Source organism: Rhodococcus sp. C3V, from assembly GCF_029269915.1.
Lineage (GTDB): Bacteria > Actinomycetota > Actinomycetes > Mycobacteriales > Mycobacteriaceae > Rhodococcus_F > Rhodococcus_F qingshengii.
In genome coordinates this window covers 234,895-251,714 of record NZ_JARJBE010000003.1, presented here as the reverse complement: position 1 = coordinate 251,714, position 16,820 = coordinate 234,895, and the positions used below count along the sequence as shown (strand labels likewise).

The following is a 16,820-nucleotide window of genomic DNA, read 5'->3' as shown; positions in this document are numbered from 1 at the left end:
TTTCCTATCTCGGAACGCGAGGAAGCTTCAGGCCGGCGGTGGCGATCAATTCGCGCATCACCTCGTTGACTCCACCGCCGAAGGTGATCACCAGGTTGCGCTTGATCTGCATGTCCAGCCACTCCATGAGATCAGCAGTTTCGGGATCGATCGGATTTCCGTACCGCCCGACGATCTCTTCCGCCAGTCGACCGACCCGCTGGATACGCTCGGTCGCAAACACTTTGGTTGCCGAAGCGTCGGCGATATCCACCGACTCCGAATCACTCGACGCCACTTGCCAGTTGAGCAGTTCGTTGAGGCGATACGTCGCGTGAATCTCACCGAGCGCGCGTCGTACGTCAACGTGATCAAGCAGGTTTTCACGCTTGGCCCAATCGAAGACGTGGTCGTAAATCCCTGCGACACGACCTGCCGGACCGAGCATGACGCGTTCGTGGTTGAGCTGCGTCGTGATCAAGCGCCAGCCCTGATTCTCCTCACCCACAAGCATGTTCGCCGGAACGCGAACGTCCTCGTAGTAGGTGGCGTTGACGTGATGCGCACCGTCGCAGGTGATGATCGGGGTCCAGGTGTAGCCGGGATCTTTGGTGTCCATGATCAGGATGGAGATGCCGCGGTGCCTTGAATCGGCAGACCCTGTCCGCACGGCGAGCCACACGTAATCGGCGTCATGCCCGCCGGTGGTGAAAATCTTCTGGCCGTTGACGACGTACTCGTCACCATTTCGTGCCGCCGAAGTGCGCAGTGCTGCAAGGTCGGTGCCGGCTTCCGGTTCGGTGTAGCCGATCGCGAAGTGCACTTCACCGGCGAGGATCGCGGGCAGGAATTTCTGCTTCTGCTCCTCGCTGCCGTACTTCTGCAGAGTCGGGCCGACGGTCTGCAACGTCACCGAAGGCAGTGGGACATCCGCCCGCACAGCCTCGTTGACAAAAATCTGCTGCTCGACTTCACCGAACCCACGTCCGCCGAACTCCACCGGCCAGCCGACGCCGAGCCAGCCGTCCTTGCCCATACGACGGATGACCTCGCGATAGGTAGGGCCATGCCGCTCCACGCGCATGATCTTGGCCTCTTCGGGCGAGATCAGCGTCGAGAAGTAGCGTCGAAGTTCAGCTTGCAATGCGCGCTGACTGTCGGTCAGATCGATGAACACCGGGCCCCCACGAGGTCGAGTCGCTGCGAAGCACCGCCGAGCAGGCGTGCCAGGTCTTTTGCAGTCGAGTAGTAACGATGAAGTGGATACGTGACGTCGACGCCCAGACCGCCGTGCAGGTGGTGAAGCACCTGCATCGTGGCAGGCACTTCTTGGGCGATCCAGTACGCCATGACGTCGAGGTCCGACTGGGCGTCCAGGCCCTCCGACACGCGCCAGGACGCCGACAACGCCGCGACATGAAGGGTCCGGGAGGTGACGTACGCGTCGGCTATCTGTTGTGAGACTGCCTGGAACGTGGCGAGCGGCTTACCGAATTGCTCACGCGAGCCGACATGTGCCGCAGTGAGATCGACGGCGCCGGACACCAAACCGTCTGCAACGGCTCCGATGCTTGCCGTGGCGATCCGGTACAGCGTCTGGACGGCTTCCTCGCCGGCACCGAGAAGTTCACCGACTGCCTCGTCCATGGTGACTGCGAACTCCGGACTGCCGGACGCACTGGGAGTCGGCGTCAATGCGACGCCGGCGGCGGTCGGATCGACGAGAACGACTCCGGCGTCGGTGGGCACAAGAATTCTGTGTGCGCTCGCCGCGAAGGGAACGGCAAGCACCGTCCCGCTGACGCGATACCAGTCGCCCGACTGATGGGCGGTGGTCGACGGCTGTGCCGGGAACTGCTGACCCGGCTCACCGAGCGCCGCGGTGAACACCCGTCCGGCGCCGACTCCGGTGAGCAATTCGTCCTGTTGAGCGTCGGTCCCCAGTGCGACTATGGGGAGTACACCGAAGCCGAGGGTTGCGAGAGCCGGAATTGGAGCGGCGGCCCGGCCGACCTCGACGAGGAGGGAACCGACGTCGGCGACGGAGAGTCCCTCGCCGCCCAGACGCTCGGGCAGGGCCAGCGTGAGCAGGTCGGCATCGGCGAATGCCGCCCAGAGCGCGTCCGGCTCCAGTTCGCGGGCAAGGAGCGCGGTAGCCACCTCGGCTACCGCTTCCTGGGTTTCATCGGGAGTGAAGTCCACGCTGGCAATCCTGTCTCTGATGTAGAACGTGTTCTAGTTGTATCACCAACGTGGACATTTCTAAAGGCCTCTACTCACGCCGTCTAATCACGGGGCAGGCCCAGAATTCTCTCCGCGGCGACGGTCAACAGAATCTGCGTGGTTCCGCCGGCAATCGACAGGCATCGCGTGTTGAGGAACTCACGCGAAAGCGGGCCCTCCACCCACCCGGCAGTACCACCCAATTCCATGGCGAACTCCGCGACATTCTGACGCTGGCGCACGCCCACCAGCTTGCGGACGCTCGACGCCGGACCCGGATCCTGACCGTCCAATTGCCGCAGTGTCGTGCGCAATTCCAGCAGTGAGCCCACCATGGCGGTTCCGATCAGCCCACCGAGCTTGTCTGCCACCACAGGATCGGGGTCGCCGGCCAGCTCGAGCAATTCCTCCATCGCACCGCCGAGCGAAGAGCCACCGCTCATTGCGACCCGCTCGTTGGCGAGGGTCGTTCGGGCCAGTTTCCAGCCTCCACCGAGCTGGCCGACGACGCACTCGTCCGGGACGAAGACGTCGTCGAGGAAGACTTCGTTGAACAGGGCATCTCCGGTGATCTCGCGCAGCGGCGAGATCCGAATCCCAGCCGTCTTCATGTCGAGAAGGAAGTACGTGATGCCCTTGTGTTTGGGAACCTCGCGATCGGTCCTGGCGAGGCAGATGGCCCAGTCAGCTTCACGCGCAAGCGAAGTCCAGACTTTCTGGCCGTTCAGCTTCCAACCGCCGTCGACCTTTTCCGCGGTCGTCCGCAGTGCCGCAAGATCCGAACCTGCGCCGGGTTCACTGAAGAGCTGGCACCAGGTGATCTCGCCCTTGAGCGTCGGAGTCGCAAATCTTTCGATCTGCTCCGCACTGCCGTGCTCGAGGATGGTCGGCACTGCCCACCAGCCGATCACCAGATCGGGTCGGCCGATACCGACGGCCGCCAATTCCTCTTCGATCAGAATCTGTTGCGCGGCCTTGGCGCCCCGGCCGTACGGCTTGGGCCAGTGCGGCGCAAGGTAGCCCGATTCGGCCAACGCGTTGCGCTGCTCGGATTCGGGCAGCGCCACCAATTGCGCTACCTCTTCGCGAATTTCGGACCGGTCGGATTCGAGCTCACTCAAGTCGATCTGAAGGTGACGCCGTGCGCCGCCGATCGTCAATTCCGCGACGCGTGCGCGCCAATGAGACGATCCGCCCAGAATCTGCCGGAGCGACAGTGCTCGACGAAGGTAGAAGTGCGCCTCGTGCTCCCAGGTGAATCCGATGCCGCCGAGCACTTGAATGCAGTCCTTTGCCGTGTCGACAGCGGCATCCAGCGACACCGCGGCGGCCACTGCTGCGGCGATCGGAAGTTCGTCGCCCGACTCGGCAGCGACCGCACCATCCCAGGCGACGGCTCCGGCATTCTCTACGCGACACAGCATTTCGGCGCAGATGTGTTTGATCGCCTGGAACGAGCCGATGGGCTTTCCGAATTGTTCGCGAATCTTCGCGTACTCCACCGCAGTACGCAGGCTCCACGCCGCAATTCCGGCAGCTTCGGCAGCCCCAAGTACCGCCGCTAGGTCGGAAACCGATCCTGGCGCAATGTCATCGAGGATTCGGTCGGCATCGACCGTCACTCGATCGAAGGAGACTCGCGCCAGTGGTCGCGACTTGTCGATCGTGTCGACCGCTTCGTAGGTCACGCCTTCGCCGTCTCCGTCGACGAGAGCCCAGACGACACGCGAGCCTTCGTCTTCGGACACGACGCCCGCCGACACGAGTACCGATACGCCCGAATCGCCGCCCCAGGCGTAACCTCCTTCGCCATGAAGCTCGATGCCGCCGGACGCATTCACCGTTGCCGCAACTGGACTTTCGTCCAATACGACGGCACACGGCAGCGCACCGTCGGCGAGCGTTTCGGACCATCGCTTGGCAGCGGGCGACGAACTACGCCCCACCACCAGAGCTGCGAGTGCAGTCGTGAGAACAGGACCCGGCACGAGTTCGATTGCCGCCTGCTCGAGCATTGCTGCGAGATCGACGATTTCGGCCCCGGCTCCGCCTACCGCTTCGGGAACGGCGACCGAAAATATCCCGAGAGACGCGAACTCGGACCATTTCTCCCGCCACGAAACTGCTGGTCCACGGCGTACCATGTCCATCGGCGTGGCCGAGCGAGCCCAGGCCTCTATCGATTCCTGGACCGCCCGCTGTTCATCGGTCGTGGCGATTGTCACAACTGGTTCCCGCCTCTCGATAAGTGACACAATTGTTTAGAACGTGTTCTAATATGACACCTGGCCAAGAGTCAAGGCGCGAAGGAATTTGTCGATGACCACAACATCCCGATCCCGCTCCAACGCGGTTGCTTCTGCAACGCTCGGGGACGACGATCTCAGCTCCAACGCGCAACGTGAACGCCGCAAGCGGATTCTCGACGCAACACTCGCCTTGGCGTCCAAGGGGGGCTACGAGGCTGTTCAGATGCGCGCCGTGGCCGAGCGTGCCGACGTCGCAGTCGGAACGCTCTATCGCTACTTCCCGTCCAAGGTTCACCTACTGGTGTCCGCCCTGGCACGCGAATTCGAGAAGATCGATTCCAAGGGCAAGATCCCACCTGGAACCAGCCCGCTCGAGCGGATGCAGCTGATCCTCAGCCTCATCACCCGCGCGATGCAGCGCGATCCGCTCCTCACCGAAGCGATGACTCGCGCGTTCATGTTCGCCGACGCCTCCGCAGCGGCCGAGGTCGATCAGGTGGGCCAGTTGATGGACCGCCTCTTCGCACGAGCGATGACCGAAGAGGAGCCAACCGAAGAGCAGTTGGCGATCGCGCGCGTGATCTCCGATGTGTGGCTGTCCAATTTGGTGGCATGGCTCACGCGACGCTCTTCGGCTACCGATGTCGCCAATCGACTGGAATTGACGGTTGAACTGCTGCTCGGTGACGGAACTCGGAAACCCGAATAGACATCCTTTGTCGCATCTGTCATTTTTGCACTGATCGGCCGGAAACGTATCGAGCCAGGAGTCGCTGCATCACCTAGATTTGAAGAGGTGAGCGCACAAGATCTGTCCATCGAACTCCGCCGAGCGCTGTCAGGCGTGGCACGCACGCCGCGTCTGCTCGTAGCCTCCGACTACGACGGGACGATGGCACCCATCGTCGCCAACCCGGACAAGGCGTATCCCCGGGCGGAAACGGTGCGTGCGCTTCGCTCTCTCGCCAGCCTCGCGTCGACGACGGCTGCCGTGATCTCGGGCCGCGCCCTCAAGGATCTGGCTGCGCTGTCCCGACTTCCCGCCGAAGTGCAATTGGTCGGCAGCCACGGCTCCGAGTTCGACATCGGATTCGTTCACGCGATCGACGCCGACGCCAGGAAACTGCTCGACGAGATCGTCACCGAGTTGGGCCGAATCGCCGCCGACACCCCTGGGGCAACGGTGGAGAAGAAGCCCGCCAGCGTTGCACTGCACGTACGCAACACCAGTGCCGACGACGCCGAGAAGGCGCTCATCGCCGTCCGCACCGAATCGGCACTCTGGCCAGGCGTTCAGGTCACCGAGGGCAAATCGGTGGTCGAGTTGGCTGTCATCGCCACCGACAAGGGCCACGCACTCGACTTGATTCGCCATCAGGACGGCGCAACCGCTGCCGTCTTCATCGGGGACGACGTGACCGACGAAAAGGCGTTCAGCAGGCTTCAGGGGCCGGACATCGGAATCAAGGTCGGCAGCGGGGACACCGTCGCCGACTATCGCGTCGACAGCACCGAGGACGTCGCTGCCGCTCTGGCGTTCCTGCTCGACGAGCGTCGTACGTGGCTTTCCGGCGCCGACGCTCCGCCCATCGAGCGACTCTCGATGCTCGCCAGTCCGCGCACCGTCGCTTTGGTGACCCCGGATGCGACGCTGACCTGGTTGTGTCACCCGGAACCGGATTCAGCGGCCGTCTTCGCACACCTTCTCGGCGGAACCGGGGCCGGCCACTTCTCGGTCGGGCCTCGACGCACAGCCTTGCCGCTGAGCCAGAAGTACATCGACAGCACGATGACAGTTCAGACCCGCTGGGCGAGCCTGTCCGTCACCGACTACCTCCCCCACGACGTCCCACAGGGACGAACCGACCTGACCCGCATCATTTCCGGTCAGGCCGACGCGATCGTCTCGTTTGCACCCCGTCCCGAGTTCGGCCAGGGTCAGGTCACGCTCGAGGTCGTCGACGAGGGCATTCGGGTCCTCGGCACCAACGAGCCGTACGTACTCCGCTCCCCCGGTGTGCTGTGGAACATCGCCACCGACGGAAACCAGCAGACCGCCCACGCCATCGTCGAGCCGTCCAAGGGTGACGTCGTCCTCGAATTGCGCTGCGGAACAGAAGAAATCGGCCCGTCCGACGTTCCGGAACTCGAGCGTCGAGCGACCTCGGAGGCCTACTGGTCCGATTGGGCCAAGACGCTCGAACTCCCGAAGCTGAAGCCGGACTTGATGAAACGCTCTGCACTGACCTTGCGCGGGCTGGTTCATGCCGATTCCGGTTCCATCATGGCCGCCGCCACAACATCCCTGCCGGAAGAGATCGGCGGAGTCCGCAACTGGGACTACCGCTATTGCTGGTTGCGCGACGCCGCCCTCACCGCAACAGCTCTCGTGAGCGTCGGATCCACCGACGAGGCCGAGAACTACCTGGACTGGGTCCACCGCGTGCTCGAAACACTGCCGGGACCCGAGCGCCTGCACCCCCTCTACACGCTCTACGGGACTTCGCTACCGCCAGAGGCCGTCATCGATTCACTCCCCGGATACGCCGGCTCCCGGCCGGTCCGCGTCGGAAACGCCGCGAATCAGCAGGTTCAACTGGACGTGTTCGGCCCGATCGTCGAGCTCATCGTCGAACTGGCGAATGCACGCGAAAAGGCCGGTGATCCCGATCCTTTGAGCGACCGCGACTGGGAACTGGTGTGCGCCATGGTCGAAGCAGTGCAGCGGCGCTGGTTCGAACCCGATCACGGCATCTGGGAAATTCGCGACAACCCGCGCCACCACGTCTATTCCAAGGTTATGGGCTGGGTCACCGTCGACCGCGCCGTCGATCTTGCGACCCGCTTTTCTCGCGAGGCCCTGCCCGAGTGGGCGGAACTGCGTGACCAGATCGCCGACGAAGTACGACACAAAGGCTGGAAGGACGACGTCCAGTCGTACACCGCAGCCTACGACGGTACCGATCTCGACGCGGCGACTCTGCACATCGGACTGTCGGGGCTGATCGATCCGACGGATCCGCGCTTTGCTGCAACCGTCGTAGCCACCGAGGCCGAACTACGCAGCGGCTCAACGGTATACCGCTACCATCACGACGACGGCCTGCCCGGCATAGAAGGTGGATTCCATCTCTGTGCCGCCTGGCTCGTCGAGGCATACCTACTGATCGGGCAACGCCTGCAAGCAGAGGCGCTGTTCGACCAGTTGGTCGCGGCAGCGGGTCCCACCGGACTGCTCGCGGAGGAGTACGACCCCATCGCGGAACGCTCACTGGGCAACCACCCCCAGGCGTACAGCCATCTGGGATTGTTGCGCTGCGCCCAACTCCTGGCGTGAGCGCTACCCCTTGATCCGACCTGATGTTCGCCCGGCCAGTAGTTCGGTGTCGAGCATCTCGACTATCGGAACGCCGGATCCGGACGGCGACATCAGGAGCGCACCGGCGCGCCGGCCCTTCTCTTCCTGGGGCTGGCGCACCGTTGTCAGTGATTCGCGCAGCGCCTCGTCGACGCCGTCGAATCCGGTGATCGACAGTTGGCCAGGTACATCTATGCCCTGCCAGCGCGCCCAGTCCAAGGCGCCGAGAGCCAGCACATCGGTGGTGCAGACCAGTGCGGTGATCTCGGGGTTGGTCGCGAGAGCTTCCGCCGCCGCCGAGTGCCCGGACTGCGATGTGTGGACGTACCGCTCGATCACCGTGAGTGAGAGTGGGTCCATGTCGGACGCCACCATCGCGTCGCGCACTCCTTCGATCCGCTCGCGCTGGACGTGGAAGTGCGGGGACTTGAGTCGTTCCTGGCTGACCACGCCGTCCATCCGGTCGCGCCCCAGCCTCATGCAGAGCACGCCGATGTCGCGGTGGCCGAGCCCGATGAGGTAATCGGCGACCTTGCGCATGGCAGCGCGGTCGTCGATGCCCACGAGGGATGCACCGGGAATCTCGCGCGGCTGGTCGCAGACGACGATCGGAATGTGACGCTCGAGCACGGCAGCAAGATACGGATCGTCGTCGGCCACGGAGTAGACGACAAAGCCGTCGACGCCCGCCTGCTGGACCACGGCTGCAGCATCCACCTCGTCGCGGCCGGGCCCGGCCGGGATGAGCAGCAAGCCCTGGCCGGCGTCCTCACACGATTCCGAGAGACCGGCAAGGAAGCTCATGGCGGCCGGGTCACGGAACGAATAACTGAGTGCTTCGGTGAGCAGAAGACCGACGGCACCGGCTTTGCGAGTTCGCAAGGAGCGGGCGACCGGATCAGGTCCGGGGTATCCGCGTCGCTTGGCCGCTTGGAGCACTCGATCCCGCAGCTCGACGGAGAGCTGATCGGGTCGGTTGTACGCGTTCGAGACTGTAGTTCTCGACACATTGAGCTCGGCGGCAAGCGACGCCAAAGTGGCTTGGCGGCGTGGCTGACGGGACCGGGGCATAAACGGACGTTAGCCGTAGTGCCCGCAGACGGCGCGTTGGGGCTGAACCGAAGGTGAACTACCAGCGACTATGCGCTAATGTGTAACGGTAACGGTTTCCAATAGCATTTAGCCCAGCCTTTGTTCAGGAGAAAAGCACGTGCGTTCGTCGTCGAAATTCCGCACCGCCACCGCCCTCGCGGCCGTCTCGGTCGCCGCAGCATTCGCGCTCACCGCGTGCAACTCAACCTCCTCGAAGGACGACGGCATCACCGTCGTCGCATCGACGAACGTGTGGGGCGACGTCGCGCAGGCCGTCGCCGGCGACAAGCTGACCGTGACGTCGATCATCAACGAGCCGTCCGCGGACCCGCACTCGTTCGAAGCGACTCCCGCCGATGCCGCCAAGATCACCGACGCATCGCTCGTCGTCTACAACGGTGGCGGCTACGACCAGTTCATCACCGACGTCCTCGACGCAGGCAAGGGCGAGCAGAAGACGGTCAACGCCTACAACCTGCTCGACGGCGGCATCCACGCCGGCGAAACCGCGGGCGAATCGCATGACGGTCACACCCACGGCGCAGTCAACGAACACGTCTGGTTCGACATCCCGACCGTCGACGCCGTCGCACATTCGGTGGCCGATCAGCTGAGCGCTCTCGATCCGGACAACGCGGCGACCTACGAGGACAACGCGAAGGCATACAGCCAGAAGCTCGCCGGCGTCACAGCGATCACCGATTCCATCGCCGCTGCCCACGCGGGCGCACCGGTGGCTCAGACCGAGCCGATCGCGCACTACCTCCTGGTCGCAGCTGAACTGAAGGACGCAACTCCCGAGGAGTTCACCAGCGCCATCGAAGACGGCAACGATCCGTCACCGGCCGCAATCGCCGCAACCCGCCAACTCCTCTCGGAGAAGCAGGCCCGCGCACTGGTCTACAACATCCAGACGCAGGACAAAGTGACCCAGGACATGCGCACCACAGCCGAAACCGCCGGAGTGCCCGTCGTCGAGGTTACGGAGACTCTCCCCGAGGGCCTGGACTACATTCAGTGGCAGACGCAGACCGCGGAGTCGCTCGCAAACGCCCTCTCTGCCCAGTAATTATTTGCCCCACCATTTCCGAGAAGAACCGATCGGCTTGTGACAGAAACTTCCGCGAATACTCCTGTGCCCCCTGGTAACACCGTGCCTTCTGGTAACACCGCGACTTCAGCGGCCTCCGTGCCCGCTGTGACGCTGAAGGACGCTCGATTGTCCTTCGGCGCCCGCACATTGTGGGACGGGCTCGATCTCGAGGTACAGCCAGGTGAGTTCATCGCCGTACTCGGGCCGAACGGGTCGGGCAAGACCTCGCTCCTGAAGATTCTGCTGGGCCAACTACAACTCAGCGGCGGTAGTGCACAGATCGTCGGCACGCCGGCACGGGCCGGGAACTCACACGTCGGGTACATCCCGCAGCAGAAATCGATCGACGACGGCCTCCCGCTCCGCGGCCGCGACCTGGTCGGCCTCGGCGTCGACGGTCACCAGTGGGGTACGGGCCTACTGCGTCGGGGTCGTCGCCGCAAGATCGTCGACGACGCCATCGCACAGGTCAGCGCCCAGTCGTTCGCCGACGCTCCCATCGGTTCCATGTCCGGCGGTGAGCAGCAGCGACTGCGGATCGCACAGGCTTTGGTCGGCGACCCGCGGATACTGTTGTGCGACGAGCCGCTGCTCAGCCTCGACCTCGCCAACCAGCACCTGGTCTCGACGCTGATCGACAAGCGGCGGCGCAGCCATGACACCGCGGTGCTGTTCGTGACGCACGAGATCAATCCGATCCTGCCGTTGGTGGATCGAGTGCTCTATCTGGTGGACGGTAAATTCCGGATCGGGACGCCGGCCGAAGTGATGACGTCCGAGGTTCTCTCGGATCTGTACAACACCGACGTCGAAGTGTTGCAGGTTCGTGGCCGCCTCGTCGTGATCGGCACCGGCGACGCCATCGACGCGCTCGGCAGCGCAGGCGGACTACGCCCGGGAGAAGGCGTTCACCATTCTGATGAGGATCACCACCAGTGAGTAACAAGTTCACCGACGCGATGTCGCGGATGTTCGACGTGTCCGCCACCGTCGACCTACTGCAGTACGACTTCGTCCAACAGGCGTTGATTGCCGGTGCCATCCTCGGATTGTTGGCCGGCATCATCGGGCCGCTGATCGTGAGCCGTCAGATGTCGTTCTCGGTGCACGGAACGAGTGAGCTGTCACTGACGGGCGCATCCGCCGCACTTCTCGTCGGTGTGGGCGTCGGCTTCGGTGCCATCGTCGGATCCGTGGTCGCGGCAGTGCTGTTCGGACTGCTCGGAGCCAAAGCGCGCGACCGAGATTCGGTGATCGGCGTGATCATGGCTTTCGGCCTCGGCCTGTCGGTGTTGTTCCTCTGGGCGTACGACGGTCGCACGGGAACCAGCTTCTCGTTGTTGGTCGGACAGATCGTGGCGCCGGGAAACAGCGGTCTCGAACTTCTGCTGCTGTGCGCGGTCATCGTGATCGGCACACTCGGATTCATCTACCGCCCTTTGCTGTTCGCAAGCACCGACCCCGAAGTTGCTGCAGCTCGCGGTGTTCCGGTCCGGGCACTGTCGATCGTGTTCGCAGTGTTGGTCGGCATCACCGCAGCACTCGGCGTACAGATCGTCGGTGCTCTGCTGGTGATGTCGCTGCTGATCACCCCCGCAGCGGCCGCCGCGTACGTCACGGCAAGCCCACTCAAGGCCACGATCCTCTCCGTCGTGTTCGCCGAACTGGCAGCCGTCGGCGGCATCCTTCTCTCGCTGGCCCCCGGCGTTCCCGTCTCGAGTTTCGTCACCTCGGTCTCGTTCGTGATCTACCTGATATGCCGACTCTTCGGATCCGCACGTCGCAAGAATGCCGGACGGATTCCGGCGCACGCCTGAACACCGAGAGCCCATACCTACCTAGAATCGAGGTATGGGCTACAGCGTTGATCTGAACAGCGACCTCGGCGAGGGCTTCGGAGCCTGGACCCTGGGCGACGACGACGCCATGCTCGAACTTGTCACCAGCGCGAACATCGCCTGCGGATTCCATGCCGGCGACCCGACAACGCTGTTGGCGACTTGCGAATCCGCCGCCGCCCGCGGCGTCCGGATCGGCGCGCAGGTGGGGTACCGAGACCTCGCCGGTTTCGGCCGACGCTTCATCGACGTCTCCCCGAAGGACCTCACCGCCGACGTCATTTATCAAATAGGGGCACTCGACGGTTTGGCTCGCGTCGCCGGATCGCGGGTCACGTACGTCAAACCCCACGGCGCGCTCTACAACGCAATAGTCCATCACCGACGGCAGGCGCGGGCCGTGGTCGCCGCCGTCGTTGCCTATGACAGTTCGCTACCTGTTCTCGGACTACCGGGTTCGGTGTTTCTGGAAGAGGCGCGCGAGGCCGGCCTCGAGATCGTCGCCGAGGCTTTTGCCGATCGTGCGTACACGGCGGAAGGCACCCTGGTCCCCCGCACCGAGTCGGGCGCCGTTCTGCACGACCCGACGCTTGTTGCAGAACGGGTTCGGCGAATGGTCGTCGACGGCGAGTTGGACGCAGTCGACGGGAGCACGTTGAAAGTCGCTGCCGCATCGGTGTGCGTGCACGGTGACAGTCCGGCAGCCGTCGACATGGCCGTGGCAATCCGTGCTCTCCTCGAATCTTCCGACGTCGAGATCACGCCGTTCACATGATCACGATCCTGCCCGCCGGTGAATCCGCAGTCCTCGTCGAGTACGACGAACTGCCGAGTGTGCTGGGCAACTTCAGGGCTCTCGACGCCAGTCGGATCCCCGGAGTGATCGACCTGATTCCCGCGGCGCGAACCATCTTGATCGAGTACGACAACACGATCACCGCGCACCAACTGGTGGAGAAATGGGTACGTGGGGCCGTACCGATCGAACTCACAGCAGACGAGAGCGGGTCTGCTGTCGAGATTCCGGTCCGCTACGACGGCCCCGATCTCGTAGAGGTGGGCAAGCTGACCGGCCTCGGGGTCGACGGTGTGATCGATGCTCACACGTCTGCGTCGTGGACCGTCGCGTTCATCGGTTTCGCCCCCGGCTTCGCGTATCTGACCAGCAACGAGAGAAAGCTCGAAGTTCCACGTCGATCGGACCCGCGCAGGCAGGTCCCGGCCGGTGCAGTCGGGTTGGCCGGACCGTTCTCGGGCGTCTACCCGCGTAGTTCCCCAGGCGGGTGGCAGTTGATCGGAACGACTGAACTGTCGGTGTGGGATGCCGAGCGCCGCCCGCCGGCGCTGCTTCTACCCGGCACCACAGTCACCTTTGTTCGTGCATGATTTTGGTGCAAGCATGATTTTGGTGTCTTCACCGCGCTGTTGCGGGACAATGGATTCATGGCCTGGCTCGAGGTTGTGCGTACCGGCCCGCTCGCCACAGTTCAGGACCGCGGGCGGAGAGGCTACGGCGCCCTCGGGGTCGGAAGATCCGGCGCCGTCGACATGATCTCGCACGACAGCGCCAACAGACTCGTAGGCAACACTTTTCGAGCAGCAACCATCGAAGTCACCGCTGGCGGTTTCGCTATGCGGGCCGTCGGTTCGATGACGGTGGCAGCGACAGGCGCGCGGGTGCCGCTGGCCGTCGACGGACGGCCGGCACCTGACTACGCGAGCATCCATCTGGGTGGTGGCAGCATTCTCGAATTGGGTTACAGCACAACCGGGTTGAGAACGTATATCTCTGCACGCGGTGGCGTCGACGTCCCGCAGGTACTCGGAAGCAGATCCACCGACACGCTCTCCGGACTCGGACCGCCGCCGCTCGCCGCCGGCGATCTAGTCCTCCTCGGGGCCGAGGAAGGGACGTGGCCCACCGAAGAGTTGATTCCACCGCCGGCATCTGCACTCGGCGCAGTTCCGATCGAGATCACGCTCGGCCCCCGAAATTCCTGGTTCACCGCCGCATCCGTTCACGCGCTCCTTCACACCACGTGGAAAGTCACCGAACACACCAACCGAGTCGGGGTCCGGTTACAGGGCCAAGGGCCTTTGCATCGCTCACGCACCGAGGAATTGCCGAGCGAAGGCGTCGTGACGGGATCCATCCAGGTGCCACCAGGCGGCCAGCCCGTCGTGTTCCTCGCCGACCATCCCGTGACCGGCGGATACCCGGTCATCGCCGTCGTTTCCGACGCCGGGATTGCGTCGCTGGCACAGCTGCGGCCCGGCAGCACCATTACCTTCAAGGCCACTACTCGGCCGTCGTAGCGCTGATAGTCTCAGCCGCGCCAGCAATGCTGCCGGCGGCGCTCGGCCGTCGCCAGAACCTGAAGGACTGTCACACTATGAGCCCTAAGAGCAGCACACTTGCTCTCGGAATAGCGTCACTGATCACTGCTGCACTCGTCTTGTCCGGATGCAGCAGTTCGGAAAGCGGCGACGCCGTCTCCAGTGATACCAACACCAGTGAGACCACTGCTTCCGAAAGTTCTGCATCCTCGTCGTCTGCCGCTGCCGCGACGCCGACTTTACGGGACGGAACACCGTACATCGGTGAGCGGACGACGATCGAAACCGGCGACGACCCCGAAGCGCCGAGCATCAGCGTCAGCCTCCCGCCGAGCTGGACTCACGGCGAGAACATCCCTGCCGGCGTTACGGACGCGTTGTCCAGCAACAGCCAGGAACCCAGCGGTTTCATGCCGAACACCACGGTGACGGTCGAAAACCAGGGCACCGCAACAAAAGACGAGGTTCTTGCCGCTGCGCGTGAAACGATCGCCACTCTCGACGGGTGGACCGAGGTGAAGTACACCGAGATCGACGTCGACGGACAGCAGGGTTTCCGCCTCTCCGGAACCTGGACCGCCCCAAACCTGGACGTTCCGCTCTACGCCGTCATGACGGTCGTCGCTTACCAAGCCGACGACAACTCGCCGGTCTACCTGGTCAGCTTTGCAAACCAGTTCACCGACACGACGAACATGCAGACCTCCAACCAGGTGGAAGAAATCAACACCTCGATCGAATTCGGCTGAGCACCTGATGGTTTGAATACCCGATCACCGAACAACCGCGGCGGGCCGAGACCACGACAGTCTCGGCCCGCCGTTTCACAACTCTCGCCTAGCTCGAACCGAACAGGCCGCTGAGGGAACCGAGGCCACCACTCAACGAGCCGAGCGATCCGATTCCGCCACCGGTTCCGGGGCCAGTGGGATCAACCGGATCAACGGGATCGACCGGGTCAACCGGATCGACCACATCCGCGGCGCGGACAGTGATGGACGGGCCCAAGTTGGCGAAATTCGCACTCGACTGGAATCCGTTGCCCATCACCGTGGCACCTACCGCCAATCCACTTCCGTACACGGTTCCCGGCGCACACGAAGCAGTAACCGTGTAGCTGGTCTTCATGGTCACCGGTTTGCTGCCGTTGTTGATCCAGCCGGCACTGGTCACCTCGAGCGTCGTGGCTGTCAGTTCCGGCGTTTCAGTGGTTTCGGTCATCGTCCCGCCAACGTGAAACTTCGTGACCTTCGCCGAGCCCGGGACAAAGGTCAAGCATGCGGCATGCGTCTCGGTGAACCTGCTGATATACCCGTCGATTCCGCTCTTCTTCGACACTGTCGTGTAGGTGATCGTGTCACCGATCTTCGGCGACGCATTGTCCACGGTGCGAGTAAATGTGTAGGCACCGGAAGTTGCTGTCTCGGCAGTCGCGACTCCCGCACCCAGCGCGCTTGCGCCCACAGCAAGAGCAATCACCCCCAAACCAGCTCCAACGGTGGACAGACTACGATTCCTGGATCCAAACTTTGCCACGAACAATCTCCACTCTGTGTGGTTCCAGGACAACCGAATTCATTGATCACTGGAACTTGTTGCAACCCGACTCTCGAAGTACGATACAGTCGACCTGGACATTCGCCCAGCTTTTCGTCGAAATAGTCGACAATCAGTTAACGGCAGGCAATCGACACCGAAAAAGTCCTCTTAATTCGGACTTTTCCGCAAATTCTGCCGAACTGATACATAGGCAAGCGTCCGATAGGTTTCAATGGTTACCGCGGCGCAACCTTTGAAGAGTCATCCCATCGCCGTCAGCGTGAACCCCTCGAACGGAGAATTTCATGTCACGTTTTTCAATGCGCAAAACACTCACCGGAATCGCAATCGCTGCACTTGCCACCAGCGGACTCGTGATGACCGCAGGCACCGCGAGCGCCGATGCCACCCACCCGTCCGCGGCAACGGTCAACTCCTCCAACGTCCGAATCACCAAGAGCATCGTGGGCGACGGCGAAGTTGCACCCGGCGGCAAAGTCACCGTGCGCACGGTCATCTCCACAACAGGCCACCCCGAGCGTTACGTCGACCAGTTCGTCGACCGCTACCCCGCCACGTTCAAGTACATCCAGGGCACGGCAACGGTCAACGCGTGGCACTTGATCGGCGGTCAGAAGACCGAATCCGTCACGCCTTCGGTTGACACTGCCGCCCGAACCGTGAATGTGCCCAGCACCGGCTGGCTGATCTCACCCACCGGAAGCAAGACCGTGACGATCGAGGCGCAGTACCTCGTCGCCGACGATGCACCGATCGGCTCGTACCAGGAAATGTCGAGCTCGATCGGTATCTCGACGTTCAATACCGAACAGAACATCAGCGGCGTCTACGCCAAGATCCGCGCCAAGAACCCCGGCGAGGCGGCCGCATCGGGCTCGGCAGATCTGGGCTTCGGCTCTTCTGACGGCGAGGGCGGAACCGGTTCGGCCGGATCCTCCATCCTCGACAACCCGGCCGGCTTCATCTCCGACATCATCAGCGGTGTCCTGGCCAACGGCAGCTGATTCACTCGCTCCGCCTGCTCCACCTGTAAACACTCCGTCGGGGAATGTGTTCGAGGGTGGCATCGAGTCTTCGGACTCGGTGCCACC

The 16,820-nt window shown here is 63.3% G+C and carries 15 protein-coding genes; 10 read left to right on the top strand and 5 right to left on the bottom strand.

Annotated features, from left to right (window positions below):
- Positions 1-4: 4 nt before the first annotated feature.
- The 3 genes from P3G66_RS10110 to P3G66_RS10100 form a co-directional block, all read right to left on the bottom strand.
- The gene (locus P3G66_RS10110) at positions 5-1,156 is read right to left on the bottom strand and encodes an acyl-CoA dehydrogenase family protein (protein ID WP_058227266.1); all 1,152 of its coding nucleotides are present in this window, start codon (positions 1,154-1,156) and stop codon (positions 5-7) included.
- The gene (locus P3G66_RS10105) at positions 1,141-2,181 is read right to left on the bottom strand and encodes an acyl-CoA dehydrogenase family protein (RefSeq protein WP_050657065.1); all 1,041 of its coding nucleotides are present in this window, start codon (positions 2,179-2,181) and stop codon (positions 1,141-1,143) included. Before P3G66_RS10105 ends, P3G66_RS10110 begins: the two co-directional genes overlap by 16 nt.
- An 83-nt stretch (positions 2,182-2,264) precedes the next feature.
- Positions 2,265-4,427: an acyl-CoA dehydrogenase gene (locus P3G66_RS10100; RefSeq protein WP_211921429.1), complete on the bottom strand. Its 2,163-nt coding sequence runs from the start codon at positions 4,425-4,427 to the stop codon at positions 2,265-2,267.
- A gap of 94 nt (positions 4,428-4,521) precedes the next feature.
- On the opposite strand from P3G66_RS10100, the gene kstR reads away from it, so the two are divergent.
- Entirely contained in the window at positions 4,522-5,160 is a 639-nt protein-coding gene (kstR, locus tag P3G66_RS10095; RefSeq protein ID WP_003945752.1) for a cholesterol catabolism transcriptional regulator KstR, read from the top strand.
- Positions 5,161-5,247: 87 nt separating this feature from the next.
- Entirely contained in the window at positions 5,248-7,788 is a 2,541-nt protein-coding gene (otsB, locus tag P3G66_RS10090) for a trehalose-phosphatase (RefSeq protein WP_003945932.1), read from the top strand.
- 3 nt (positions 7,789-7,791) lie between these two features.
- On the opposite strand, the gene P3G66_RS10085 is transcribed toward otsB, so the two are convergent.
- A complete protein-coding gene (locus P3G66_RS10085) occupies positions 7,792-8,880 on the bottom strand; it encodes a LacI family DNA-binding transcriptional regulator (protein ID WP_007733995.1) in 1,089 nt (362 codons plus the stop codon).
- 139 nt (positions 8,881-9,019) lie between these two features.
- Between P3G66_RS10085 and P3G66_RS10080 the strand changes: the two genes are divergently transcribed.
- The 7 genes from P3G66_RS10080 to P3G66_RS10050 all read left to right on the top strand — a co-directional run bounded on the left by P3G66_RS10080 (position 9,020) and on the right by P3G66_RS10050 (position 14,918).
- Positions 9,020-9,970: a zinc ABC transporter substrate-binding protein gene (locus tag P3G66_RS10080; RefSeq protein ID WP_276116495.1), complete on the top strand. Its 951-nt coding sequence runs from the start codon at positions 9,020-9,022 to the stop codon at positions 9,968-9,970.
- 84 nt (positions 9,971-10,054) lie between these two features.
- Positions 10,055-10,933: a metal ABC transporter ATP-binding protein gene (locus P3G66_RS10075; protein ID WP_276116494.1), complete on the top strand. Its 879-nt coding sequence runs from the start codon at positions 10,055-10,057 to the stop codon at positions 10,931-10,933.
- Positions 10,930-11,811: a metal ABC transporter permease gene (locus P3G66_RS10070; protein WP_003945811.1), complete on the top strand. Its 882-nt coding sequence runs from the start codon at positions 10,930-10,932 to the stop codon at positions 11,809-11,811. The genes P3G66_RS10075 and P3G66_RS10070 overlap by 4 nt, the downstream gene beginning before the upstream one ends.
- Positions 11,812-11,845: 34 nt before the next feature.
- The gene (locus tag P3G66_RS10065; protein ID WP_214924146.1) at positions 11,846-12,607 is read left to right on the top strand and encodes a 5-oxoprolinase subunit PxpA; all 762 of its coding nucleotides are present in this window, start codon (positions 11,846-11,848) and stop codon (positions 12,605-12,607) included.
- A complete protein-coding gene (gene pxpB / locus P3G66_RS10060; RefSeq protein ID WP_083197630.1) occupies positions 12,604-13,218 on the top strand; it encodes a 5-oxoprolinase subunit PxpB in 615 nt (204 codons plus the stop codon). Before P3G66_RS10065 ends, pxpB begins: the two co-directional genes overlap by 4 nt.
- A 57-nt stretch (positions 13,219-13,275) precedes the next feature.
- Complete coding sequence (locus P3G66_RS10055) at positions 13,276-14,148, top strand: biotin-dependent carboxyltransferase family protein (protein ID WP_065456158.1); 873 nt, start codon at positions 13,276-13,278, stop codon at positions 14,146-14,148.
- Between the two features lie 77 nt (positions 14,149-14,225).
- Positions 14,226-14,918: an LpqN/LpqT family lipoprotein gene (locus P3G66_RS10050; RefSeq protein WP_276116493.1), complete on the top strand. Its 693-nt coding sequence runs from the start codon at positions 14,226-14,228 to the stop codon at positions 14,916-14,918.
- 88 nt (positions 14,919-15,006) lie between these two features.
- Here P3G66_RS10050 and P3G66_RS10045 read toward each other — a convergent pair whose 3' ends face one another.
- Positions 15,007-15,648 carry a hypothetical protein gene (locus tag P3G66_RS10045; RefSeq protein WP_047269642.1) on the bottom strand — a complete coding sequence of 214 codons (642 nt, stop codon included), beginning with the start codon at positions 15,646-15,648 and terminating at the stop codon, positions 15,007-15,009.
- Positions 15,649-16,013: 365 nt separating this feature from the next.
- Between P3G66_RS10045 and P3G66_RS10040 the strand changes: the two genes are divergently transcribed.
- The gene (locus P3G66_RS10040) at positions 16,014-16,733 is read left to right on the top strand and encodes a hypothetical protein (RefSeq protein WP_003945935.1); all 720 of its coding nucleotides are present in this window, start codon (positions 16,014-16,016) and stop codon (positions 16,731-16,733) included.
- Positions 16,734-16,820: the final 87 nt, after the last annotated feature.

Coding starts and splice junctions, on each gene's coding strand:
- P3G66_RS10050 (WP_276116493.1), top strand. CDS start 14,226: ATGAGCCCTAAGAGCAGCACACTTGCTCTCGGAATAGCGTCACTGATC.
- P3G66_RS10085 (WP_007733995.1), bottom strand. CDS start 8,880: ATGCCCCGGTCCCGTCAGCCACGCCGCCAAGCCACTTTGGCGTCGCTT.
- pxpB (WP_083197630.1), top strand. CDS start 12,604: ATGATCACGATCCTGCCCGCCGGTGAATCCGCAGTCCTCGTCGAGTAC.
- P3G66_RS10065 (WP_214924146.1), top strand. CDS start 11,846: ATGGGCTACAGCGTTGATCTGAACAGCGACCTCGGCGAGGGCTTCGGA.
- P3G66_RS10040 (WP_003945935.1), top strand. CDS start 16,014: ATGTCACGTTTTTCAATGCGCAAAACACTCACCGGAATCGCAATCGCT.
- P3G66_RS10055 (WP_065456158.1), top strand. CDS start 13,276: ATGGCCTGGCTCGAGGTTGTGCGTACCGGCCCGCTCGCCACAGTTCAG.
- kstR (WP_003945752.1), top strand. CDS start 4,522: ATGACCACAACATCCCGATCCCGCTCCAACGCGGTTGCTTCTGCAACG.